The 23,603-nt window shown below is 38.0% G+C and carries 21 protein-coding genes; 19 read left to right on the top strand and 2 right to left on the bottom strand.

Annotated features, from left to right (window positions below):
• The first annotated feature begins 11 nt into the window (after positions 1-11).
• From accC to LS684_RS14100, 17 genes are all read left to right on the top strand, one after another.
• The gene (accC, locus tag LS684_RS14180; protein WP_233806871.1) at positions 12-1,364 is read left to right on the top strand and encodes an acetyl-CoA carboxylase biotin carboxylase subunit; all 1,353 of its coding nucleotides are present in this window, start codon (positions 12-14) and stop codon (positions 1,362-1,364) included.
• A 19-nt stretch (positions 1,365-1,383) separates the two neighbouring features.
• Positions 1,384-1,791, top strand: a complete 408-nt coding sequence (locus tag LS684_RS14175) for an Asp23/Gls24 family envelope stress response protein (RefSeq protein WP_233806869.1) — start codon at positions 1,384-1,386, stop codon at positions 1,789-1,791.
• 203 nt (positions 1,792-1,994) lie between these two features.
• Positions 1,995-2,384, top strand: a complete 390-nt coding sequence (gene nusB / locus LS684_RS14170) for a transcription antitermination factor NusB (protein WP_233806867.1) — start codon at positions 1,995-1,997, stop codon at positions 2,382-2,384.
• A 114-nt stretch (positions 2,385-2,498) separates the two neighbouring features.
• Complete coding sequence (gene folD, locus LS684_RS14165; protein ID WP_233806865.1) at positions 2,499-3,356, top strand: bifunctional methylenetetrahydrofolate dehydrogenase/methenyltetrahydrofolate cyclohydrolase FolD; 858 nt, start codon at positions 2,499-2,501, stop codon at positions 3,354-3,356.
• A gap of 351 nt (positions 3,357-3,707) precedes the next feature.
• Positions 3,708-5,069, top strand: coding sequence for an exodeoxyribonuclease VII large subunit (xseA, locus tag LS684_RS14160; RefSeq protein ID WP_233811665.1), 1,362 nt, complete (start codon positions 3,708-3,710; stop codon positions 5,067-5,069).
• A complete protein-coding gene (locus tag LS684_RS14155; protein ID WP_233806863.1) occupies positions 5,056-5,289 on the top strand; it encodes an exodeoxyribonuclease VII small subunit in 234 nt (77 codons plus the stop codon). The genes xseA and LS684_RS14155 overlap by 14 nt, the downstream gene beginning before the upstream one ends.
• A gap of 5 nt (positions 5,290-5,294) precedes the next feature.
• Positions 5,295-6,188, top strand: coding sequence for a polyprenyl synthetase family protein (locus LS684_RS14150; RefSeq protein WP_284701564.1), 894 nt, complete (start codon positions 5,295-5,297; stop codon positions 6,186-6,188).
• Between the two features lie 737 nt (positions 6,189-6,925).
• Entirely contained in the window at positions 6,926-7,525 is a 600-nt protein-coding gene (locus tag LS684_RS14145; RefSeq protein ID WP_233806861.1) for a CNNM metal transporter family protein, read from the top strand.
• A gap of 12 nt (positions 7,526-7,537) precedes the next feature.
• Positions 7,538-9,430 (top strand): 1-deoxy-D-xylulose-5-phosphate synthase, encoded by a 1,893-nt coding sequence (gene dxs / locus LS684_RS14140; RefSeq protein WP_233806860.1) that lies wholly within the window; start codon positions 7,538-7,540, stop codon positions 9,428-9,430.
• Positions 9,431-9,434: 4 nt separating this feature from the next.
• Positions 9,435-10,277, top strand: coding sequence for a TlyA family RNA methyltransferase (locus LS684_RS14135; protein ID WP_233806859.1), 843 nt, complete (start codon positions 9,435-9,437; stop codon positions 10,275-10,277).
• 254 nt (positions 10,278-10,531) lie between these two features.
• On the top strand, positions 10,532-10,981 hold the full coding sequence (ahrC, locus tag LS684_RS14130; protein WP_233806858.1) for a transcriptional regulator AhrC/ArgR: 450 nt from the start codon (positions 10,532-10,534) through the stop codon (positions 10,979-10,981).
• Between the two features lie 17 nt (positions 10,982-10,998).
• Positions 10,999-12,687, top strand: a complete 1,689-nt coding sequence (recN, locus tag LS684_RS14125) for a DNA repair protein RecN (RefSeq protein WP_233806857.1) — start codon at positions 10,999-11,001, stop codon at positions 12,685-12,687.
• Between the two features lie 118 nt (positions 12,688-12,805).
• Entirely contained in the window at positions 12,806-14,104 is a 1,299-nt protein-coding gene (spoIVB, locus tag LS684_RS14120; RefSeq protein WP_432418776.1) for a SpoIVB peptidase, read from the top strand.
• A gap of 291 nt (positions 14,105-14,395) precedes the next feature.
• Positions 14,396-15,187, top strand: a complete 792-nt coding sequence (gene spo0A, locus LS684_RS14115) for a sporulation transcription factor Spo0A (protein ID WP_233806855.1) — start codon at positions 14,396-14,398, stop codon at positions 15,185-15,187.
• Positions 15,188-15,597: 410 nt separating this feature from the next.
• Complete coding sequence (locus LS684_RS14110; RefSeq protein ID WP_233806854.1) at positions 15,598-15,816, top strand: hypothetical protein; 219 nt, start codon at positions 15,598-15,600, stop codon at positions 15,814-15,816.
• A gap of 556 nt (positions 15,817-16,372) precedes the next feature.
• Positions 16,373-17,953, top strand: coding sequence for a flagellar assembly protein A (locus LS684_RS14105; protein WP_233806852.1), 1,581 nt, complete (start codon positions 16,373-16,375; stop codon positions 17,951-17,953).
• Positions 17,954-17,973: 20 nt separating this feature from the next.
• The gene (locus LS684_RS14100) at positions 17,974-19,773 is read left to right on the top strand and encodes a GAF domain-containing protein (protein WP_233806850.1); all 1,800 of its coding nucleotides are present in this window, start codon (positions 17,974-17,976) and stop codon (positions 19,771-19,773) included.
• Between the two features lie 20 nt (positions 19,774-19,793).
• Here the strand turns inward: LS684_RS14100 and LS684_RS14095 are convergent, their stop codons facing one another.
• Positions 19,794-19,937 (bottom strand): YycC family protein, encoded by a 144-nt coding sequence (locus LS684_RS14095; RefSeq protein ID WP_233806848.1) that lies wholly within the window; start codon positions 19,935-19,937, stop codon positions 19,794-19,796.
• Between the two features lie 68 nt (positions 19,938-20,005).
• Between LS684_RS14095 and LS684_RS14090 the strand changes: the two genes are divergently transcribed.
• A complete protein-coding gene (locus LS684_RS14090) occupies positions 20,006-20,737 on the top strand; it encodes a glycerophosphodiester phosphodiesterase (protein ID WP_233806846.1) in 732 nt (243 codons plus the stop codon).
• Between the two features lie 323 nt (positions 20,738-21,060).
• Here LS684_RS14090 and LS684_RS14085 read toward each other — a convergent pair whose 3' ends face one another.
• On the bottom strand, positions 21,061-21,333 hold the full coding sequence (locus LS684_RS14085; RefSeq protein ID WP_233806844.1) for a DUF2627 domain-containing protein: 273 nt from the start codon (positions 21,331-21,333) through the stop codon (positions 21,061-21,063).
• Between the two features lie 157 nt (positions 21,334-21,490).
• Between LS684_RS14085 and LS684_RS14080 the strand changes: the two genes are divergently transcribed.
• Positions 21,491-23,563, top strand: coding sequence for a sigma-54 interaction domain-containing protein (locus LS684_RS14080; protein WP_233806843.1), 2,073 nt, complete (start codon positions 21,491-21,493; stop codon positions 23,561-23,563).
• The last annotated feature ends 40 nt before the right edge of the window (positions 23,564-23,603 follow it).

Raw genomic sequence — 23,603 nt, 5'->3', positions numbered from 1 at the left:
GTGATTTCAGGATGATAAAAAAACTATTAGTAGCTAACCGAGGAGAAATTGCCGTCCGAATTATACGAGCTTGTCGTGAACTTGGGATTGAATCTGTTGCTGTTTATTCAGAAGCAGATAAAGATGCATTACATGTACAGCTTGCGGATGAGGCATATTGCATTGGTCCGAAAACTTCTAAAGAAAGTTATTTAAACTTTACGAACATTATTAGTGTAGCGAAACTAACGAATTGCGAAGCCATCCATCCGGGTTATGGGTTTTTAGCAGAGAATGCAGATTTTGCAGAGCTTTGCCGCGAATGTAATATCATTTTTGTTGGTCCATCTCCAGAAGCCATATCAAGGATGGGAACAAAAGACATTGCCCGTGATACAATGGAAGAAGCGGGAGTTCCTATTGTTCCTGGCTCGAAAGGGATCATTAAAGATATCGATGATGCAATGAACCTTTCAAACCAAATTGGATATCCTGTCATTATTAAAGCAACTGCTGGTGGTGGCGGAAAAGGAATTCGGGTAGCGAGAAACGAGCAAGAGCTAGTAAAAGGGATTAACATCACACAGCAGGAAGCCTTAACAGCATTTGGAAACCCTGGGGTTTATATTGAAAAATACATTGAGGACTTCAGACACGTGGAAATCCAAGTGCTTGCGGATAACTTTGGAAATGTAATACATCTTGGCGAGCGCGATTGTTCCATTCAACGAAGACTGCAAAAGCTTCTAGAGGAAACGCCATCTCCAGTATTATCTGAAGAGATGCGTAACCAAATGGGAGAAGCAGCTGTAAAAGCAGCAAAAGCAGTTGATTATTCAGGTGCAGGAACGATTGAATTTATTTATGACTATCGTGCCAATCAGTTTTACTTTATGGAGATGAATACCCGTATTCAAGTCGAACATCCTGTTACAGAAATGGTCACAGGGGTAGACTTAATTAAAGAGCAAATTAATGTGGCATCAGGTGAACGATTAAGATATACTCAGGATGATATAACTTTCAACGGCTGGTCGATTGAATGTCGAATCAATGCTGAAAACCCTGAAAAGAACTTTATGCCATCTCCAGGTAAGATTGAAATGTATTTACCACCAGGGGGATTTGGAGTTAGAATAGAGTCAGCGGCATATCCAGGTTACATGATACCGCCATATTATGATTCAATGATTGCGAAAGTCATCACATATGGAAATACAAGAGAAGAGGCAATTTCTCGCATGAAACGAGCTCTAAGTGAATTTGTGATAGAAGGAATTCATACGACCATTCCTTTTCATTTAAAGCTATTAAGTCACGAGAAGTTTGTTGAAGGTGAGTTTAACACGAAGTTTCTAGAGATGTACGATGTGATGAACTCTTAAACCTACAGGAGGTACAAATATGAGTGAAAATAACATTTTGCAAATGAACCAAGGAAATAGCGGGCTTGGGAAGGTTGAAATTGCTCCTGAAGTGATTGAAGTGATTGCAGGAATTGCTTCATCTGAAGTTGAAGGTGTAGCTCAGATGCGCGGTAACTTCGCTTCTGGTGTAGTGGAGAGACTAGGCAAGAAGAACCATGGCAAAGGCGTTAAAGTGGAGTTAACTGAAGAAGGGATTAAAGTGGATGTCTATTGTGTACTTAAGTTTGGCATCTCTATTCCGACAGTTGCTCAGAAGATTCAAGATAATATTCGCCAAGCATTGCTTAACATGACAGCTCTAGAAGCTGAGGAAGTAAATATTCATGTTGTTGGAATTCAATTTGAAAATGCTAAGCAAGAAGCTGAAATTGAGGAAGAAATTTAATCGAAAAGCCAAAGGCATCTACAGTGTCTTTGGCTTTTGTTCTGAAACAGCAACAAAATCATTCTTTAATAAAGTAGTGTTTTTTGATAACATTACAATTTCGAGGGAAAATAATATTGTTTTCCATGCGAAGTGGCTTGACTTATGCTATTATCTTCATATGAAAATGAGATAATGGAACGTAGAAGGAGTTAATGAATTATATGAAAAGAAGAACAGCAAGAGAAAAAGCTTTGCAAGCATTGTTTCAAATTGATGTGAGTCAAGTAGAAACAGCTGATGCAATTGAACATGTTTTAGAGGATGCTCCAAGTGATGATTACTTGGATTTACTTGTAAAGGGTGCTGTCGAGCATCGCGAACAAATCGACGAAATCATAAAAAGTCATCTTGAGAAATGGACGATAGAGCGAATTGCCACTGTTGATAGAAACTTATTAAGATTATCGGTATTTGAATTAAAGTACTGTCAGGATGAAGTTCCAGCGAATGTTGTCATTGATGAGGCAATTGAGATTGCCAAGCTATACGGAGATGATAAATCGAGTCGCTTTATTAACGGGGTACTTTCAAAGGTGAAAGAACAAATTTAAGCGACAGTTCATTCCATTCGGGCGGAAGGTGAAGATACTCTATACTTGCCATCCGCCCTTAAATTTTAGGTGGAGATGAAATATTCTTAAATTGGTAATAAATGAGGGATACATATGGAAGCCATTTTGTTGAACGGAAAAGAAATAGCTGAAAAAAAACGTAAAATGATTAGAGATGAAGTGAGCCAGCTTCGTTTGAAGAATATCATCCCTGGCTTAGCTGTCATATTGGTAGGGGACGATTCCGCCTCTCGTACATATGTGACAAATAAGCAAAAAACTAGTAAACAATTGGGTATGCATTCCATTTTAATTGAATTTCCATCGAGTGTAAGTGAAGAAGACCTTCTTTCAAAGGTTCAAGAACTAAACATTGACCCTAGCATTCATGGGATTCTTGTACAGCTTCCACTGCCAAAGCAAATCGATGAAATTAAAGTAATTGAAGCGATCTCTCCTAATAAAGATGTGGACGGGTTTCATCCCATTAATATTGGCCGATTGATGATTGGTCAAGATACATTTATCCCTTGTACTCCTTTTGGAATTATGGAAATGATAAAGGAAACAGGAGTAACTGTTGAAGGCAAGCATGTGGTTATTGTTGGTAGAAGCAATATTGTCGGAAAGCCAGCAGGACAATTGTTCCTAAATGAAAACGGGACGGTAACCTACTGTCATTCAAGAACACCTAAATTACATGAGTATACCTCGAAAGCAGATATTCTTGTGTCAGCTGTTGGAAAAGTGGATCTTATAAGAGGAGATCATGTCAAGGAAGGTGCTATCGTAATAGATGTGGGGATGAATCGAAATGCAAGCGGAAAGCTGTGCGGGGACGTTGCCTTCGAAGAAGTGAAGAAAAAAGCATCGTACATTACGCCGGTTCCTGGGGGAGTAGGTCCAATGACAATTACGATGTTGATGGAAAATACGCTAAAAGCGGCAAAATTACTGCTCCAAAACAGATGATAAATACACAAGGGTAGTCCTTCTCTGTTTAAAGTTTGAAAATCGTAGCCAAAGCATATGCAAAAGTGACGGATACGAAAGGACAACTTATAATAGAGAGGGATATTTTTATATATATGACAGTGTTAAACCTTAGTGGTGATCTCTAACAGTACGTTGATTGTATCGAAAGGTGGGAGACTCCAGACTCCAATGGGAAATCGATTTTGGGAGACCCCACAGTCGAAGCAGAGGATATTCACCTTACGCCTAGCGGCAAGTGAGTATTCTGGAGGGAAACTGTCTAAGTTTCAAAACATCAATGTATACGAAAACAGCCTTTTATTAAAACAAATGGTAAGGGAGTTTGGTATGAAAGAACAGCGTTATTTATCGATCAACGCTTTAACGAAATATATAAAACGAAAATTCGACGCAGACCCCCATTTACAAGATGTACTAGTAAAGGGAGAAATTTCGAATTTTAAACAGCACTCTAGCGGACACATGTATTTCACTTTAAAAGATGAAAAGGCTAGAATTCTAGCCGTAATGTTTTCTGCTCAAAATCGTACAATGAAATTTACTCCTGAAAATGGGATGAAGGTGTTAGTCCGTGGAGATATATCGGTCTATGAATCAAGTGGGCAATATCAGATATATGTCAAGGAAATGTTACCTGACGGAGTGGGAGCTTTATACCTAGCATATGAACAACTGAAAGAAAAGCTTGAAAAAGAAGGACTGTTTTCTCCAACCTCTAAGCAATCATTACCTAAATATCCGAAAACCGTAGGGGTAGTAACATCTCCAACCGGTGCAGCAATTCGAGATATTATCTCTACCATCTCTCGAAGATATCCTCTTGCTAGGATTCTGGTCATTCCTGCTCTTGTCCAAGGGCAGCAAGCCGGACCTTCCATTGTAAGAGCAATTCAAAAGGGAAATGAAATTTCGGATATCGATGTACTTATCGTGGGCAGAGGAGGAGGCTCAATTGAAGAGTTGTGGGCGTTCAATGAAGAAGAGGTAGCAAGAGCCATATTTTCTTCTAGAAAGCCGATTATCTCAGCTGTTGGTCACGAAACAGATTTTACGATTGCGGACTTTGTAGCTGACCTGCGTGCACCTACACCAACTGGAGCTGCTGAATTAGCTGTTCCTCATATTGATGAATTAGTTGATCGCCTTTTAAATAGGCAAACGCGGGTTATTCGTGCCATGAAGGAAAGAGTTCAATTACAGCGAGAAAGACTAAACCGGACAAAAAAATCGTATGCATTTCGTTTTCCTGAACGGATGTATGAACAAAAATTAGAACAGTTGGACCAGCGTACAGAGGATTTAAAGCGCGGTGCATCAAGGCTTTTTACCATGAAGTTGGATGAACACAACCAACTAATCAAACGTTTGGCTCGAAATCGGCCAGAAGAAATGGTAAAGAAATCAAAGGAATTACATGAACGCCTTGAGAAGGCTTTGAATCTTTCCATGAATCGGAAACTGGATCAGCAAAAGCGACAGTTAAATCACACCCTAATCACTTTAGATGCGCTGAGTCCGCTTAAAGTAATGGACAGAGGATATAGCCTCTCCTATCGTGAAAATGGGGACTTAATTAAGAGTGTGAATCAAATTGATATAGCCGAGAAGCTCGAAGTAAAGGTTCGGGATGGTTCGGTTATTTGCCAGGTGATGGATAAAAAGGGGAGTGAATTAGATGGAGTCAAATGAGAAGTTAAGTTTTGAAGAAGCGATGGAAAAGCTAGAAGGAATTGTCGAACGATTAGAAGAAGGGGATGTACCTTTAGAAGAAGCTATTTCTATTTATAAAAAAGGGATGGACCTATCCAAACTATGTCATGAAAAACTGAAGAATGTTGAAGAACAATTAACTCAAATTTTAGTGGAGGATGATCAAAAACAACCATTTTCCATTCGTGAGGAGGAATAGCCAGCGTGGAAGCGTATGGATTGGCTGATTTTTCAAAGAGAGAAAAAGAACGGTTGGAAGTAGATCTGAAAGAGCGAATAAACCTCTTATCAGGTCCTAAGGTGCTTAAGGATGCGATGTATTATTCGTTAGAGGCAGGTGGTAAGCGGATTCGTCCCTTACTAGTATTTGCTACATTAGAAGCGTTTGGTATCGATACGAAGCATGGCTTACCGATGGCTTCTGCAATTGAAATGATCCATACATACTCTTTGATTCATGATGATTTACCGAGTATGGATAATGATGATTTAAGAAGGGGAAAGCCTACAAATCATAAGGTTTTTGGAGAGGCAAATGCAATTTTAGCTGGAGATGCTCTATTAACTTACAGCTTTGAGGTTATTGCTAATGCGAAGGATGAACAATTAGATGCGTCTAAAAAGGTAAAGCTAATTGCAAAGCTAGCTCAATCATCCGGTGCAGAAGGCATGGTTGGAGGTCAAGTAGCAGATATAGCTGGAGAAGACAAACAGTTAACTCTAGAGGAAATCGAATACATTCATGTTCATAAGACAGGTAAGCTATTAGCTTGTAGTGTTGAAGCTGGTGCGATTATTGCAGATGCAAGTATCGAACAGTTAGAAAAATTTAGTCAATTTGCGTACCATTTAGGTCTAGCCTTTCAAATTCAAGATGATATTCTTGACTTAGAGGGTACAGAAGAAATGATTGGCAAGCCTGTTGGTAGTGATGAAAATAAAAATAAAAGCACTTACCCAGCATTATTAACGATGGATGGTGCAAAAAAAGCATTAGCGAACCACTTATCTGCTGCCAAAGAATTATTAAAAGAAACGAAATTAAATACGAAAATACTTGAAGAAATCACGGATCTAATCGGAAATCGTAATCATTAAGAAGAGCAATTAGGTATAATAATTGAGGTTATATATAAATTATGGTATAATTTAATCTGTTTTAGGATGGTGCAGTATTCTAGTCGACCTACTGTTTCTGAAGGTGGGGCTAAAAATCCACTAAAGGGCACATCGATGAAGTTCCTATTTTTGGCTTGAAGCGCCCAGCTTTGGGTCAATAGTGGGAGTAAGGGATAAGGGCGATCCACAATGGCATGTGGGCGAAGACCCTTATCTCGCGGAGGCCTTTATTGAGGAGCTATTGATGGATTTCTCATAAGGTATGAACCTGTGAACACGAATCTATGGGGATTCAAGTAACAGCGTAGCCTGCCTTGAGTGAAGCGTGAGGGGATTGCGGTTACAGAGTATACATCAGTTGGCCATTGATATATGCTACTTTCGTCCGCATGAAATCTGCTTTGCAAAAGAGGATAGGGTACAGTTAAAGGTTGCTGAGGAAAACTCCTAGGCTGTTCCTAAGACATATTAGGGGGATTATAGTGCGGACTAAGTGGTAATCCAGTCTAGTCGATGGTGACACGGCTAAGGTGTATTTAAAGGGAAACCGCCGGTATGGCGACATCCGGTATATGCTTGGGAAAACCTACTGGACCTAAGCCGTAATTTTTACTCCTTATATGACCATCCTTATTATTTGATGATTAGGAGACATATCTAAATCTCCTTTACATATACTTGTTCAACAATCTTTTAAAGGGAAGCGTAAGCGACTTATGAGGACCATTTTACGAAATTCGATTAGATGGAGTGTTAGTATAGCCGTTATCACATTCGTGTTAGCGGCTCTTTTTTCAATTGTATCTACAAGTATACTCGATGGACTATCATGGGGAATTGGAATGTTTGTCGTTTTAGTGATCGTTTGGATTGGAATTTTTTTTGATATGGTTGGGATAGCTGCAACGGCAGCCGATGAGATTCCATTTCATTCAATGGCCTCTAATAAAGTGCATGGAGCTAAGCATTCTATTCAAATCATTCGTAATGCAGACCGTTTTGCAAGCTTTTGTAATGATGTGATAGGGGATATTTCAGGGATTATTAGTGGAGCTGCCGCAGCTATCGTCATCGCAGAATTAACGTTGTCATTTAAGATGGGAGTAAGCTCAGTTCTTGAATATAGTATTTCAATTATCATGACTAGTGTAATTGCAGCCATGACGGTTGGAGGAAAAGCATTTGGAAAATCCATCGCAATAAGGTACTCTAGAGATATCATTTTTCAAGTTGGAAAATTATTATATTTCTTAGAAAAACATACAAAAATCAAGCTATTTAAAGATAAAAAAAGAAAGAAAAAGAAACGAAAGTGAGTGATCCGAAGCATGGATCTGTTATCCATTAAAGACCCTTCCTTTTTAAAAGGGCTTTCTAACAAAGAGCTAGAAGCTCTCAGTCAGGATATTCGCCAGTTTTTAATTGAAAAGCTCTCTGTAACAGGGGGCCATATAGGGCCTAATTTAGGTGTTGTTGAGCTTACAGTGGCATTGCATAAATGCTTTGATAGTCCTAAAGATAAAATTCTTTGGGATGTAGGACACCAGTCATATGTTCATAAAATCTTGACAGGCAGAGCAAATGATTTTGATTCACTAAGGCAATATAAAGGTTTGTGTGGATTCCCGAAGATGATTGAGAGCCCTCACGATGTTTGGGAAACAGGTCATAGTTCAACATCCCTTTCAGCTGCAATGGGAATGGCGATTGCACGTGACTTAAAGAAGGAAGACTCTCACATTATTCCTGTTATTGGAGATGGTGCATTAACAGGAGGAATGGCTCTTGAAGCATTAAATCATATCGGGCATGAAAAGAAAGATATGATAGTCATATTAAATGATAACGAAATGAGTATCGCTCCTAATGTTGGTGCCCTTCACAGCGTTTTGGGAAGATTAAGAACAGCAGGGAAATATCACTGGGTTAAGGATGAGCTAGAATACTTGCTTAAGAAAATTCCAGCCGTTGGCGGAAAGCTAGCATCGACAGCTGAGCGAATCAAAGATAGTTTAAAATATTTATTTGTGTCAGGGATGTTTTTCGAAGAGATGGGCTTTACTTATTTAGGCCCAGTTGATGGACATAACTTTGAAGACTTATTCGATAATTTAAATTATGCAAAGAAAACGGAAGGCCCGGTCATTCTACACGTAATTACGAAAAAAGGAAAAGGCTATCATCCAGCTGAAAGTGATACTACGGGCAATTGGCATGGAACTGGTCCATATAAAATTGAAACAGGAGATTTTGTTAAGCCAGCAAATACTCCACCAGCGTGGAGCAAGCTTGTAAGTGATACGGTTTTAAAGGAAGCTCGTAAAGATGAGCGTATTGTTGCCATTACACCTGCTATGCCTGTTGGAAGTAAGCTTGTTCATTTTGCTGAGGAGCTTCCTGACCGTATGTACGATGTAGGAATTGCCGAACAGCATGCTGCAACAGTTGCTGCTGGATTAGCTACGCAAAAGATGAAGCCGTTCTTAGCTATTTATTCTACTTTCCTGCAACGTGCATATGACCAGGTAGTTCATGACATTTGCCGTCAAAATTTAAATGTATTTATAGGAATCGATCGTGCCGGCTTAGTTGGAGCAGATGGAGAAACACATCAAGGTGTGTTTGATATCGCCTTCTTACGTCATCTTCCAAATCTGGTTCTGATGATGCCAAAGGATGAAAATGAAGGACAACATATGGTCCATACTGCACTTAAATATGATGATGGACCAATAGCAATGCGTTTTCCAAGAGGTAATGGAATTGGTGTACCACTTGATGAAACATTAAGACCAATCCCAATAGGCTCATGGGAAGTACTGAGGCCTGGAGAGGATGTGGCTATTCTAACGTTTGGAACAACAATTCCAATGGCGATGGAAGCGGCAGTAGCTCTCGAAAAACAAGGAATATCTGTACAAGTAGTAAACGCAAGGTTCATTAAACCACTTGATGAAAAGATGATAACCGAGCTGTTAGCTATGGGAATGCCAATCCTTACAATAGAAGAAGCAGTTTTACAAGGTGGATTTGGAAGTGCTGTTATTGAATTTGCACATGACAAGGGTTATCATCATGCTGAAATTGATCGTCTTGGTATTCCTGATCATTTCATTGAACATGGTAGCGTAAATGAGCTATTAAAAGAAATTGGATTAACAACAGAAGATGTTATCGAATCGATCCAAGCTTTAGCTCGGAAAAAACAAAAAAGGGCATAAACTAATGAATACAAAGAAAGAACGGATTGACGTATTGCTCGTCGAAAGAGGGCTAATAGAAACAAGAGAAAAGGCAAAGAGGGCTATTATGGCAGGACTTGTCTATAGTGATACAGCAAGGCTTGATAAGCCAGGGGAAAAAGTATCAGTTGATACACCACTTACCGTTAAAGGAAATGTAATTCCTTATGTAAGCCGCGGAGGACTGAAACTAGAAAAAGCATTAAACGTATTTCACCTAAGTGTGAAAGATAAGGTTCTCCTCGATATTGGAGCTTCAACAGGTGGCTTTACCGATTGTGCACTGCAAAATGGAGCAAAAATGTCCTATGCACTAGATGTAGGATACAATCAGCTCGCATGGAAGCTTCGCCAAGATGAACGAGTAGTAGTAATGGAGAGAACGAACTTTCGTTATGTCACACCAGCTGATCTTGAATCAGAGATGCCAAATTTTGCTTCAATCGATGTTTCATTTATTTCACTTAGACTAATTCTCCCTGTGTTAAAAACACTTTTAGTAGCTAATAGTGATATTGTGGCACTTGTGAAGCCTCAATTTGAAGCTGGACGGGATCAAGTCGGGAAAAAGGGAATTGTGCGAGACTCAAAGGTGCATGAACAAGTGATAAAAGAGATGATCGACTTCTCATTGGCACAAGGATATGATGTAAGGGACTTATCCTTCTCCCCAATAACTGGTGGGGATGGCAATATTGAATTCCTTCTCCATTTACATTGGTCAGGGGAGAAAGAGAATGGTGAGCATTTACTTACCTACTCCCCTAATGATGTAGTGTCAGACGCACATAAAGAACTAAGATCTAAACAGAGTATGGAGGAATAAGCGACAGCTTGTTCCTTTTCTTTTGATAAACAATTATATATTTTCCATATTAAATGCACCATAAGGAAAAAGGAATCATAAAAATTATGTCGAATACTTCTTTATATAAATCACATTTGCTTTTTTCTAGAGTGAAGGACTTTTGCAAGCAGAAAATTCGAATAATTTGTGATTAAATGTACATTATGAGGGAAATCAGCTAACATGGGGTTAAGTAAACATACATATTAAGATAAACCACTTGAGGTGAGAAAATGAACAAAGGGCAAAGGCATATTAAAATTCGAGAAATCATCACAAATAATGACATTGAAACACAGGATGATCTGGTTGATGAACTGAAGAACGCAGGCTATAACGTAACTCAAGCAACTGTTTCAAGAGACATTAAAGAACTACACTTAGTAAAAGTTCCATTGATGGATGGCCGATACAAATATAGCTTACCGGCTGATCAAAGGTTTAATCCACTACAGAAATTAAAGCGTAACCTAATGGATGCATTTGTTCGTATCGATTCAGCAGGTCACCTTCTTGTCATGAAAACGCTTCCTGGAAATGCAATGGCGATTGGAGCGCTTATTGATAATCTGGATTGGGAAGAAATTTTAGGTACCATCTGTGGTGATGATACGTGTCTCATTATTTGTAGAACTCCAGAAGACACGGAAGTCATTTCCAATAAATTTCTTGAAATGCTTTAAACAGAGGTGAATAGTAGTTGTTAAGTGAGCTATCAATAAAAAATTTCGCTATTATTGAAGCCCTCTCTATTTCGTTTGAGAAGGGCTTAACTGTATTAACGGGTGAAACAGGTGCAGGAAAATCGATTATTATTGATGCACTACATTTGCTTGTTGGTGGGAGAGGCTCTTCAGAGTTTGTACGTCACGGTGAAGCACGTGCAGAAATTGAGGGCCTTTTTCAAATTGACCAGCCGTCACATCCTAGCTTTGAGAAAGCAAAGGAATTTGGAATAGAAATCGAAGAAGGAATGGTCGTTTTAAGGCGGGACATTTCTCAATCCGGAAAAAGTGTTTGTCGAATTAATGGAAAGCTTGTAACCATCTCAACCCTACGGGAATTCGGTAGTACACTCGTCGATATTCATGGTCAGCATGAGCATCAGGAGCTTATGGATGAGGCTAATCATTTATTGCTTTTAGACCAGTTTGGAGGACAAGAGATCGAACAAGCAACAGAGGAATACAGAGCAATCTATCGTGCCTATGAGCAAACGATGAAAAAGCTAAATCAATTAAATGAGAATGAACAACAAATGGCCCACCGCCTTGATTTGATTCAATTCCAATGGGATGAAATTGAAAAAGCCCAGTTAAAAATAAATGAAGACCAGGATTTGCTTGAAGAAAAGAAACGATTATCTAACTATGAGAGAATATATGATGCGTTAAAGGTCGGCTATTCCTCATTAAGTGGAGAGCAAAAAGGTTTAGATTGGATTGGTCTTGTCATGAGCCACTTAGAGACAGCCTCTGACATAGATGAACAATACAAGGATCTATCAGAAGCTGTGTCTAACAGTTTTTACCTATTGGAGGACACGGCACGTACGCTAAGAAATGAGCTTGATCGATTGGAATATGACCCCCAACGTTTGAATGAAATTGAAGAACGGCTTAATGAAATAAACCAATTGAAGCGTAAATACGGCAAAAGCATCGAGGAAATCCTAGAATATGCTTCCAAAATTGAAGAAGAGATTGAAACCCTTCAAAACAAAGAAGTTCATATAGATCATTTGCAAAAAGAAATTCAGAGCTTAAAAAAAGATTTGCTTGTAGAAGGGAAAGAGTTGACTACTTCTCGAAAAAAATGGGCACAATTACTAACAGATTCGATCCATAAAGAGTTAAAAGAGCTGTATATGGAAAAGACTGTATTTGAGATTAATTTCCATGAGCAAATAGATGTTTTTTCAAAAAATGGGATGGATAAAATTGAGTTCTATCTATCAACCAATCCAGGAGAGCCATTAAAGCCTATGTCGAAAATAGCATCTGGTGGGGAGCTTTCGCGGATTATGCTTGCGATGAAGAGCATTTTTTCAAAACATCAAGGCGTGACTTCGATTATTTTTGATGAAGTAGATACTGGCGTTAGCGGCCGGGTAGCACAAGCAATTGCAGAAAAAATTCATCATGTATCAACGGATTCTCAAGTGCTTTGTATATCTCATCTTCCTCAAGTGGCAGCGATGGCAGACACCCATCTATATATTGCAAAGGATACAAAAGAAGGAAGAACGAAAACAACTGTAGCTTCGTTGACGAATCATGAAAAAATACGAGAAATAGGCAGAATGATTTCTGGAGTGGAAATCACCGATCTTACAAAACAGCATGCAAAGGAATTGCTGGAATTAGCAGATGATATTAAGAAAAAATGAAAAGCTATCCAAACAGGGTAGCTTTTTTACAACTATAAGCAGTTATAAATGACTCAGAAGCAGGCAAAATTAAAGATGTAGCCATTTAAAGACGTTGTTTGGACTAGAAGCGAGGAGAGTGAAGGTTTTGACATACGAACTTCTAAGAAAAATTATTGGTGGAATTCTCCTTGTTTCATTAATTGCAATTGGATTTGCGAATCCTATTCAGGAGTATATCCATATTCCAAAAGATATTACAGTCTTTGAAGGTCAGCAATATGATTTTTCAAAAGCAGCCCCAGTGTCAGCTACGATATCATCTGAGCAATCGACTGTAGCCTTCAATGACAATGGAAATGGAGTCAAATTAACTGGAACTAGACCAGGTAAAGAGGAAATGATGCTTGAAATAGCGGGATTTCCGATAAAAAAAGTAGATGTCAATGTATTAAAGGATTTTAAAATAATCCCTGGCGGTCAATCAATCGGTGTAAAGCTTAATACGGTAGGTGTTTTAGTCGTTGGACATCACCAAGTAAATACCTCGAGTGGAAAAGCGTCTCCTGGAGAAACAGCAGGCATTCAGGTGGGAGATATAATCACAAGCATTAATGGAGAAAAAATTGAAAAAATGGCCGATGTTGCTCCATTCGTACAAGACGCAGGTGAATCAGGTAAGTCATTGAATATCACCTTGAAGCGTGAAGAAGGTGAGGTAAAAACGGAATTAACTCCGCTAAAGGAAGACGGAGGAAATATGTATAAGCTTGGGTTATATATTCGAGATTCAGCTGCTGGAATTGGAACAATGACTTTTTACCACCCCGAATCCAAAAAGTATGGTGCATTAGGCCATGTAATCTCTGATATGGATACAAAAAAGCCTATTGTTGTCGAAGATGGACAAATACTACGTTCGACCGTTACATCCATCGAAAAGGGGAGCAATGGAAATCCCGGTGAAAAGCTAGCACGTTTTTCCTCAGATAAAAAAGTAATAGGGAATATCACGAGAAATAGCCCATTTGGAATCTTTGGGAAATTGAACAAAGATATAACGAACGGTGTGGTTGATGAAGCGTTGCCAATCGCCCTTTCCCATCAAGTAAAAGAAGGACCAGCACAAATTTTAACAGTTGTAGACAATGACGAAGTTAAAAAGTTTGATATTGAGATCGTTAGTACGATTCCACAAAAATTTCCTGCTACAAAAGGAATGGTCATAAAAGTGACCGATTCAGAACTTCTAGAAAAAACTGGCGGAATCGTTCAAGGCATGAGCGGTAGTCCGATCATACAAGACGGCAGAGTAATTGGTGCAGTCACACATGTTTTTGTAAATGACCCCACTTCAGGATACGGTGTTCATATTGAATGGATGCTAAATGAAGCAGGGATTGATATATATGAGAAACCTCAAGAAAAGGCCAGCTAAATAAATGGATAAATAGGCGGAAGAGATTCCGCCTTTTCATTATTTTATTCTCTTCTACTGGTATGGTATGATAGCATAAAGATTTTTCGACATAAATTCCGCTTCATAGCTTGTCAAATATCGAAAAGAGTCGAATAGATGAGAAAATGGGAGAAAAGTAAAGATTTCTTCTGATATTTAATAAAAATTAAAAAAAGAAAAGGATTTTTTGTTGCATTGTCGAATTTGTCCTTTAGAATAGAAAATAGAGAGAGAAAAGAGACCAACAATGAATTGAGGAGGAAATAAGTAGTGAAGAAAATCAAGGTATGTGTTGTCGACGACAATAGAGAACTAGTAAGTCTAATTGAAGAATATATTGCTTCACAAGATGATATGGAAGTAGTTGGAGTCGCTCATAATGGTCAAGAATGTCTTGATGTGGTTGAGCAAACAAATCCTGATGTTCTTGTTTTGGATATTATTATGCCTCATCTAGATGGTTTAGCGGTGCTTGGAAAATTACGTGAATTGAATTTAGAATCCCAGCCGAATGTTATCATGCTAACGGCATTCGGACAAGAAGATGTAACTAAGAAGGCAGTTGAGCTTGGTGCTTCCTATTTTATTCTTAAGCCATTTGACATGGATAACTTAGCGAATCACATTCGCCAAGTAAGTGGAAAGGTAAGTCAAGTTTTAAGAAAATCTACATCATCGAGCTACCGTACACAAGGTGAATCCAAACCGAAAAATCTTGATGCCAGTATTACGAGTATCATTCATGAAATCGGCGTTCCTGCTCATATTAAAGGATATCTTTATCTACGTGAAGCGATCTCAATGGTTTACAATGATATCGAACTACTTGGGTCTATTACAAAAGTTCTTTATCCAGATATTGCAAAAAAGTACAATACGACGGCTTCTCGAGTTGAACGCGCCATTCGTCATGCAATAGAAGTTGCATGGAGTCGTGGCAATATCGACAGCATTTCCTCCTTATTTGGCTATACCGTTTCTATGTCTAAAGCAAAGCCAACCAACTCTGAATTCATTGCAATGGTCGCTGATAAGCTTCGTTTGGAGCACAAGGCTTCTTGAAAGGGTAAGGAAGGTTAACAATAACTAATCACATGCAATTATTCATAATAATAATGACGTTTGCGCCTTCAATTTTTCTGCTACTTAAGCAATAATTGGAGGTGTTTATTATTAAATGAATGCCTATTTATATAAACAGCATAAAGTTCATTAAATGAACTTATTCCTATCAGTTTGTATATTTATTTTTTGATGATTAGATAATAAATCTACACCATGAATTTTACAAAAGTAGAAATTTCCCCACCTAAGTTGTAGGTGGGGAAACTTGTATATTCAGCTAATTGCAATAAGGTTTTCTTCACTTTCTTCTTTCAAAGCACACATTTTTCAATTCAATAGCTATTTGCCCTCACAGCTTGTCCTTTCCTTCATAAAATATAGTAGTAAAAGGAAAGGAGGTGAGCTACATGGGGTGCAATCGTGACCGTAATAACGTTGCAGGTGCATTTGATGACAGGGACGATCTAGTAGCTGGCGCTTTTGATGAAAATTTCCGAGTTCCTGTAAAAGCGTTTATCGATGGAGAAGATTTTTGTCGAGGTGTTCGACGTTGTCTCATTAAGGATCTAGTAGCTGGTGCTAGAGATGATCGACGGGACAGACGCCGCCACAGAAGGTGTTGGTAATAACGTCACCATAAGCTACCAATCCGTGTTCATTCCTTTTCAATAGGTTCAAAATAATTGGTTATTTTCTAAAAAGATTTTTGTTTTACTTTTGGTAGTAAGCTTACCTTCTTGTTTGGAGTGGGAGAATGGTAGACGCCTAAGGAGTAAGTGGGATATAGGAGATCCCACAGGCGAATAAAGGAAGGATCACCGCACCCCTAACGGTAAGCGAGTATTCTGTAGCGGGAAACTGCCCATGTATTAAAAACAACAATGGATACGAAAAAAGCCCAATAAATATAAAATGGAAATTCACTACCTCCAAAGAGAGCCCCGCAGCCTGAAATCTCTAATATAAATACTGGAGGGAAGCGGATTTCCTTTTTTAAAAAATTAATTGGATAATTGACCCAAAAAACAACAACATTACAAATTTTAGCCGATACTATTGAGGAGAATAACTTGATCCATTTTATTGTGAAATGACAAAACTTTCAATTAATGGTATTCACTCAAACCAATTATCTTATATAATTTATCTATTAGTAAAAATGTCGGAGAGGTCGTACATCTTATGGAGTTAGTTAAAAATGAATTTATCATCTTGGAAGAAGATGCTGAAATAGTATTTATAACAGTATTTAAAGCAGGCTTCACATTGCTCCAGATTAACGAAATTTTGAACGAATATCCAAGAGTATCTATTACGAAGTTTCTGCCATTAAAGGCTGCGTTAGAAAACGCTGAAAATGTTCGAATTGAGATAGGTGAAATGAAGCCATTAGTAGGCTTATTCTTATCTGCTGATCAAATGCTAGCAAAAATTAGATTGAATATAACTGAGCAAGAATTATTAGAAAATAAAGAAAAATACCGATCCGCCATATTAGAAACCTTACATAAAAATCATGTAAACGAAGGAATTCTTGTTTCCTCATTACAAAATGACCTTGTTGCTCAAAAGGACATTGTCATTGCGCGTGGAATAGAGCCACAAAATGGAGCAGATGCTCGCCTGCTGTATTATAAGCGTTCAGAGCGAAAGCCTTCCATTAAAGATGATGGGAAAGCAGATTTCTATGATATGAACTTTATTGATGAAGTGAAAAAAGGAGATTGGCTAGGCGAGAAAATTAATGCTACTGGAGGGACACCAGGAAAAACGGTGACAGGAGAGCTGCTTCCTCCTAAATCTGGTAAAGAGCGTAACTTTCTTTATGATCCCCAATCAGTAGGAGAATTTTCAGAGAATGGAAAAGTCGTTTTAAGAGCGTTAACAGATGGAGTGGTAGAGATTAAGGCTGGGAAAATATCAGTTGGCAGGCACTTAACAATCAATGAAGATGTAGGAGTTGGGACAGGAAACATTGAGTTTGATGGAAGTGTGACGATCAATGGTGTGATATTAGATGGCTTTTCCGTTCGAGCTACAAATGATATTTCCGTAACCGGTGATTTAGGTGTTAGTGGGATTAAAGAAATCGTTTCCCTTAAAGGAGATATTTTTATTAAGGGGGGAGTGTTTGGAAAAGGATATTCTACAATTAAGGCAGGAAAAAGTATATTTGTGAGACATGCAAATGAATGTATCCTGGAAGCTGAAGAGGATATTCATATTGGCTACTACTCAATAGGAAGCACAATAAAGGGTAGAAATATCATTATCGATGATCAAAAGAAAGGGAAGATCATTGGAGGCCATACGGAAGCAAAAGGGAGAGTAATTGCGGCCATTCTAGGGAATAAAATGGAGCGAAAAACGATTATTCAGGTAGAAGGCTTCAACCGAGAGGAAATGAGCAAGGAGCTTGAAAGTCTATTACATGATTATAAAGAAGGCATTATTGAAATAGAAAAGCATCGTCGCAAATTAGATGTGTTTGAAAGCTTTCTAGACCAATTAAATGAGCATCAACGTGAAGAATATCAAGTGGTTAAGAGTAGTTTTGAAAAGGTCTTTATTCGTATTACGAAACTCGATGAACGCCGTAAATCTCTGATGGCATTATTAGAGACAAAAGGAGAAGGACAAGTATCAATTGAAGAAGTTGCCTATCCTGAAACGATGCTACAAATTAAAAACTTAAATAAGAGACTGAACTCAAGTGTTAAAGGAACCTTCTATGCGATGAAAAACAACCTTCATTTTGAGTAACCTACTGGGAGGTGAGGATCATGGTTGAACAAGAACGAGATACAAAGCAAAATTATCAGGTCTTATTAGAAGCAATTGATTTTTTTACCCAACGTTTTCATTTAAATCAGTTGTTTCATTATAGCTTATTATTTTCAACAAGGATGCTTCAATTAGACAAGGCTGCATTATTCGTGTATAAACCAGATGGGTTTTTATGTACGGAACAAACTTCGTTTGCAGAACTTGTAGGTAGAAAGGTTTTCGTCTCTCAAAAGTTTAAAGAGCTCCCATTATATAATGGAAGAATCATTACGAAGGAGTTCACGGAATATTTGCCTGCAGACTTTGTTGAAGAATATGGGATTAAATTAGTCGTTCCAATCATTAATGATACGGAGCTAATCGGATTTATCGTGACTCCTACTAGAACGAAAGGTGAATTCACAGAAACCGAACTTACTTTTGCGGATATTCTTATGAAACTGATGAATGCATCGTTCGAAAATAATTCCAGATTACTAGATTTTAATCAAGTGAAATCCGATTTAGATAAAAAACTATTTGATCTTTTTGTTATAAACCAAAGCACTAAAGCGTTATTATCTGAGCTAGATATGAAAAAACTCTACTCAATAGCAACCGATGTATTTAGTGAGATTTCTGGAAGTAGGGTTACTTCCTTTTCGGTTTACGATGAGCTGACTAAAAAGGTGAAGGTTGTGGGTTTTAAGGATGTTCATTCCTTCAAGACCAATTACACTGAACTAACTCTAAACAGTCAATTCTTCCCTGAGAAAGTAGTTCTGAATGTCAAGAAAGACCAGTACATATTAAGAGAGCTGTTTGTAGAGTCGGAAAGATTAGAGGAATTGCAAGCTGAGTACGTTGTGTTAATCATGCGTAATGGGATCGTTGGAATCGTTACATTGAGTGAGAGCCGATCAGGAGAAGGGTATGATTCAGCGATTTTTGAATTAATTGAAACGCTTGCCTCTTCTACTTGCATCGCTCTAAATAATGCAAAGCTTTTTCAAGAAATATCCTACCAAAAAGAACTAGTGGAGAAAAAGCTGAAGACTCTTGAAACGTATAATGTTCTATCTAGAACAGTCAATTCTTGTGAAACAGAAGAAGAGCTTTTAAGCTTATCTTTACAGGCCATTCAATTAGCATTTGGGGTTCAGCAAGCGTTTTATGCAAAGAAAATGAACGGGCATACATATAAAATTAGTCAAGCAGTCGGTTTATATACTACTACAAATGAAACGATTGAGCTGAAAAATGACTTTTATGAGGAACTAGGTGATACATTTATTCAGTACCAGCAAACACATTTATCCGATTATTTTTCTGGGCAGATTACGAGTGAGGTTCGCTCAACGAATGGGTTAATTGTTTCACCGATTTCATTTCGAACGCGTACAGATTCATTAGAAGAGGAACCGGTATATCTACTTGTTATCTTTTCTGAGGATCGAGCATTAAAGCACGAAGATTTTCTCATTATAGATACATTGACGAGAAATATCAGGCCAATCCTTTACCAAATGAATCGTGTAAAAGATGATAAAAGGAAGTTTCTTCAAGCGGTTGAAGAAAGAATGATCTCTTCAAAGCTCTTTGGAACGGAAAATGTATTTGTTTATTGGCAAAGAGAACATATACATCCTTTTCATGACGGAGCTTCGGTAGTTGTCGATGGGAAAGAATTGCAGACATATTACAGGATAAATGGTTATGTTTTCTTTTTGGAAAATCAATTGGTGGAATATGATGGTTGGAATATTATTCATAACCCTAGGGAATTGGAGGATATTATTGGGCACCCATATCAATAACAATGTCTTGTAAGACACTGTTATTGATGTTCGGTCTCTTTTTCAAGCTCCATAAGCTTTTGGATTAATATATGCTGAGGCATATGCATTAATTGTTCTAGTGGAACATTTAGCTTTTCAGCAAGTTTTAAAGCTGTTTCGGGTGAAAGCTGTAAAGGCTTCATCTGTATTCCTCCCTGTTCATTTAGCTTGATTTCATTATAACACAGTCTAAATTAAAGGATGTGAAGGTATGACACTGATATTTGCTCATCGAGGATATTCTTCGCTTTATCCTGAAAACACGATGCTTGCGTTTAGGGAAGCTGAAAAAGTGGGATCTGATGGAATTGAACTAGATGTACAATTGACTAAAGACGGGGAAGTTGTAGTCATTCATGACGAAAAGGTAAACCGAACGACAAATGGTACAGGATTTGTCAAAGATTTATCCTACCAAGAAATAAGAAAGCTGGATGCAGGTTATTCCAACAAAATGCTTGTGAAAAAAGAACCGATTCCATCATTAATAGAAGTTTTTGACTGGATGAAGACAAATGATATGATCTGTAATATCGAATTGAAGAATGGAATATTTCCTTACGAAGGGATAGAAGAAAAGGTACTCTCCCTAATCAGAGAGTATGAACTTTCTGACAGGGTTATTATTTCTTCATTCAATCACTATAGCATTATTCACTTCTACCTTTTAGCTCCTGATATTGAGATTGCTCCGTTATTTGCAGAAGGAATTTATATGCCGTGGGTGTATACTCAATCCATCCGAGCGAAAGGCTATCATTCGAATTATTTGGCTATAAATGAAGAGATTATTCAATCTTCTATAGAGAATGGAATCGCTGTTCGACCTTATACGGTTAATAAAGAAGAGGTTATGAGAAGCTTATTTTCCATAAATTGCACAGCGATTATTACAGATGATCCGGTGAAGGCGCAAAGAATAAAAAAAGAATATCGAAAATAAAAAGATGCTGGGACATAAGCATTTCAGTCAATAATCTATCCGAACGATCAGGAGTTATCTCCTTTTACTAGTTCGGATATTTTTGTTTGTTCGGAAAACAAATTTTATTAAATAATGGAATGGAGCGGAAGACACTCGACTACTAAGGGAAATAGAGGAAAGGCTGAGACACCCAAGCGCAGCAAGGAGGCTCAGATTCCTCCCCGCGGAAATCGAGTGTATGCAGCTCAGGTGGAACGAATTTGTTTTTGCAATCTTTAAATAAAGTCATTGTTCGTCTTATGTCCCAGCCTCTTTTTGCATTCTGAGAATCTCTACGTTGACTATTTTCTTTCTTGAGGATTCGATTGATTATTGGATTCATCGAGTTTAAACCGCGCTTGAACCTTGTTTCTTTTTCGGTCACGATAAAGGATAAATCCGGCTACAAAGGCTAGTCCAAATAAAAACAAGACGAATCCAGCGATAAATTGTAGCCATAAGTAAGGAAATGGATCAAGTAAAATACCAAACACCATATCCCTCATAAGTTTAATTCCAACTGCAGCTAAAAAACCTGGTATTAACAAGATAATTAAGGCGATAATTCTTAACATAATAGGTCCCTTCAACTTGTATTCCTCTCACGAAAATAATAAAACAAATAAGAAATTTGTCAAGAAGAGTGAATCACTCTAAAATAGGGATAGTATGAAAAAAATTGCACATACATTTGAAGTAGTAGATAAAGCTCTATAGGGGTGAAGAAATAATATGCAGACGGTGATGATTGTTGGGGCAGGTAAAGGTGGAACTGCCATTATTAAGATATTAAAAGAAACCGCTGTCTTAGATGTACGGGTTGTCGTCGATATCAATCCAAATGCACCAGGACTTAAGGTTGCTAAGGAAAATGGGATCATAACCGATCAAGATTGGCGTCCGTATTTAACCGATGATATAGATATTATTATTGAAGTGACAGGGAATGAAGAAGTGTTTAAAGACCTTCGAGATCATCGAAGTAAAAATACTGTCCTAATACCTGGCAGTGTAGCTTTTTTGATTTCTAAGTTAATAGAGGAAAAGGAAGAACTCATCTTTAAATTGAAAAACGAAACATACAAGCATGATATGATCTTTAACTCTGCTGGTGATGGAATGATCGTAATTAATCAGCAGGAGGAGATTATTCTCTTTAATCGAAGTGCCGAAAAGATGACAGGCTATAAGCGTGATAAAGCCGTTGGGAAGCATATTCTCGATATTATCCCATCCAGTAAGCTTCCACGTGTCCTTGAAACGAGAAGAATTGAAGCAAACCAAGAAGCGCTATTATCAAATGGTCTAAAAATTATTACAACGAGAATTCCAATTATTGATGAAGATGGTGAATTAATCGGAGCTTGTTCAGTATTTAAGGATATTACAGAGGTTGTGAACTTAGCGGAGGAGCTTACGAACCTTAAAGAGATTCAAACGATGCTTCAAGCGATTATCCAATCAAGTGATGAGGCCATTTCCGTTGTTGATGAAGAAGGGCGTGGAATCTTAATCAACCCTGCATACTCCCGAATTACAGGGCTAACGGAAGAGGAAGTGATTGGTAAGCCAGCAACTGCTGATATTTCCGAAGGGGAAAGTGTACATATGAGGGTGTTACAAACGAGAAGGGCTGTACGTGGTGTCCCCATGCGCGTTGGGCCGAAAAAGAAGGAAGTCATTGTAAATGTTGCTCCTGTAATTGTGGATGATAAGCTAAAGGGAAGTGTAGGGGTCATACATGACATCACAGAACTACAAAATTTAAACAGAGAATTAAGTAGAGCTAGACAAATTATAAGAACATTAGAAGCGAAATATTCCTTTGAAGACATCATAGGTGACTCTGACGAGATGAAGCTTGCGGTTGAACAAGCAAAGCTTGGGGCAAAAACGCCTGCTACCGTGTTATTAAGAGGAGAATCTGGTACAGGGAAAGAATTGTTTGCTCACGCGATCCACAATGCAAGTGATCGAAAATATAATAAGTTTATCCGAGTGAATTGCGCTGCCTTATCAGAATCTCTACTAGAAAGTGAATTATTTGGCTATGAGGAAGGTGCTTTTTCTGGAGCCAAACGAGGAGGCAAGCGTGGATTATTTGAAGAAGCGAATAATGGGAGCATATTTTTGGACGAAATTGGTGAGCTAACAGCCAATACACAAGCGAAATTGCTACGAGTTCTTCAAGAAAATGAAATTATTCGAGTCGGTGGTACAAAGCCAATTCCTATTAAAGTTCGCGTTATTGCAGCAACCAATGTCAATTTAGAAAAAGCAATTGTTTCAAATACGTTTAGAGAAGATTTATATTATCGATTGAACAGAATGCCAATTCAGATTCCTCCATTAAGAAGAAGAAAAGGGGATATCCCATATTTATGTGAACGCCTTATCCAAAAAATCAATCAGGATTATGGGCGGAATGTTGAAGGGGTTACAGAAGCGGCGATGAAACAGCTAATGCAGTATGAGTGGCCAGGTAATGTGAGGGAGCTAGAAAATATTCTTGGGCGAGCGATTATCTTCATGAATTACTCAGAAACCTTTATCGATATTCAACATGTTCCGGAATTACTTGAGAAGAAACAGGGAGATACTAAAGAAGATATGGTGACTGTTATGGTGTCTGACCAGATGCCTCTATCAAAGCTAATTGAAAATTATGAGCAAAAAATTATAAAAAAAACGCTCGAACAATACGATGGCAATAAGACTCTTACTGCAAAAACATTGGGAGTATCTGTGCGAAATCTCTACTATAAGCTCGAAAAATATGGAATTGCAAATGGTGGCATGCAATAATTTTCATAGTGTGCAATATTCTTCATATAAAAACAATGAA

This window comes from Cytobacillus spongiae (assembly GCF_021390075.1).
Note: the sequence above shows the minus strand (reverse complement) of the source record. Positions and strands in the feature narration are given on the sequence as shown.

Coding starts and splice junctions, on each gene's coding strand:
- LS684_RS14145 (WP_233806861.1), top strand. CDS start 6,926: ATGAGGACCATTTTACGAAATTCGATTAGATGGAGTGTTAGTATAGCC.
- LS684_RS14090 (WP_233806846.1), top strand. CDS start 20,006: ATGACACTGATATTTGCTCATCGAGGATATTCTTCGCTTTATCCTGAA.
- LS684_RS14135 (WP_233806859.1), top strand. CDS start 9,435: ATGAATACAAAGAAAGAACGGATTGACGTATTGCTCGTCGAAAGAGGG.
- LS684_RS14085 (WP_233806844.1), bottom strand. CDS start 21,333: ATGTTAAGAATTATCGCCTTAATTATCTTGTTAATACCAGGTTTTTTA.
- LS684_RS14100 (WP_233806850.1), top strand. CDS start 17,974: ATGGTTGAACAAGAACGAGATACAAAGCAAAATTATCAGGTCTTATTA.
- LS684_RS14175 (WP_233806869.1), top strand. CDS start 1,384: ATGAGTGAAAATAACATTTTGCAAATGAACCAAGGAAATAGCGGGCTT.
- LS684_RS14105 (WP_233806852.1), top strand. CDS start 16,373: ATGGAGTTAGTTAAAAATGAATTTATCATCTTGGAAGAAGATGCTGAA.
- LS684_RS14095 (WP_233806848.1), bottom strand. CDS start 19,937: ATGAAGCCTTTACAGCTTTCACCCGAAACAGCTTTAAAACTTGCTGAA.
- folD (WP_233806865.1), top strand. CDS start 2,499: ATGGAAGCCATTTTGTTGAACGGAAAAGAAATAGCTGAAAAAAAACGT.
- xseA (WP_233811665.1), top strand. CDS start 3,708: ATGAAAGAACAGCGTTATTTATCGATCAACGCTTTAACGAAATATATA.
- LS684_RS14080 (WP_233806843.1), top strand. CDS start 21,491: ATGCAGACGGTGATGATTGTTGGGGCAGGTAAAGGTGGAACTGCCATT.
- dxs (WP_233806860.1), top strand. CDS start 7,538: ATGGATCTGTTATCCATTAAAGACCCTTCCTTTTTAAAAGGGCTTTCT.
- nusB (WP_233806867.1), top strand. CDS start 1,995: ATGAAAAGAAGAACAGCAAGAGAAAAAGCTTTGCAAGCATTGTTTCAA.
- LS684_RS14110 (WP_233806854.1), top strand. CDS start 15,598: ATGGGGTGCAATCGTGACCGTAATAACGTTGCAGGTGCATTTGATGAC.
- LS684_RS14155 (WP_233806863.1), top strand. CDS start 5,056: ATGGAGTCAAATGAGAAGTTAAGTTTTGAAGAAGCGATGGAAAAGCTA.
- ahrC (WP_233806858.1), top strand. CDS start 10,532: ATGAACAAAGGGCAAAGGCATATTAAAATTCGAGAAATCATCACAAAT.
- accC (WP_233806871.1), top strand. CDS start 12: ATGATAAAAAAACTATTAGTAGCTAACCGAGGAGAAATTGCCGTCCGA.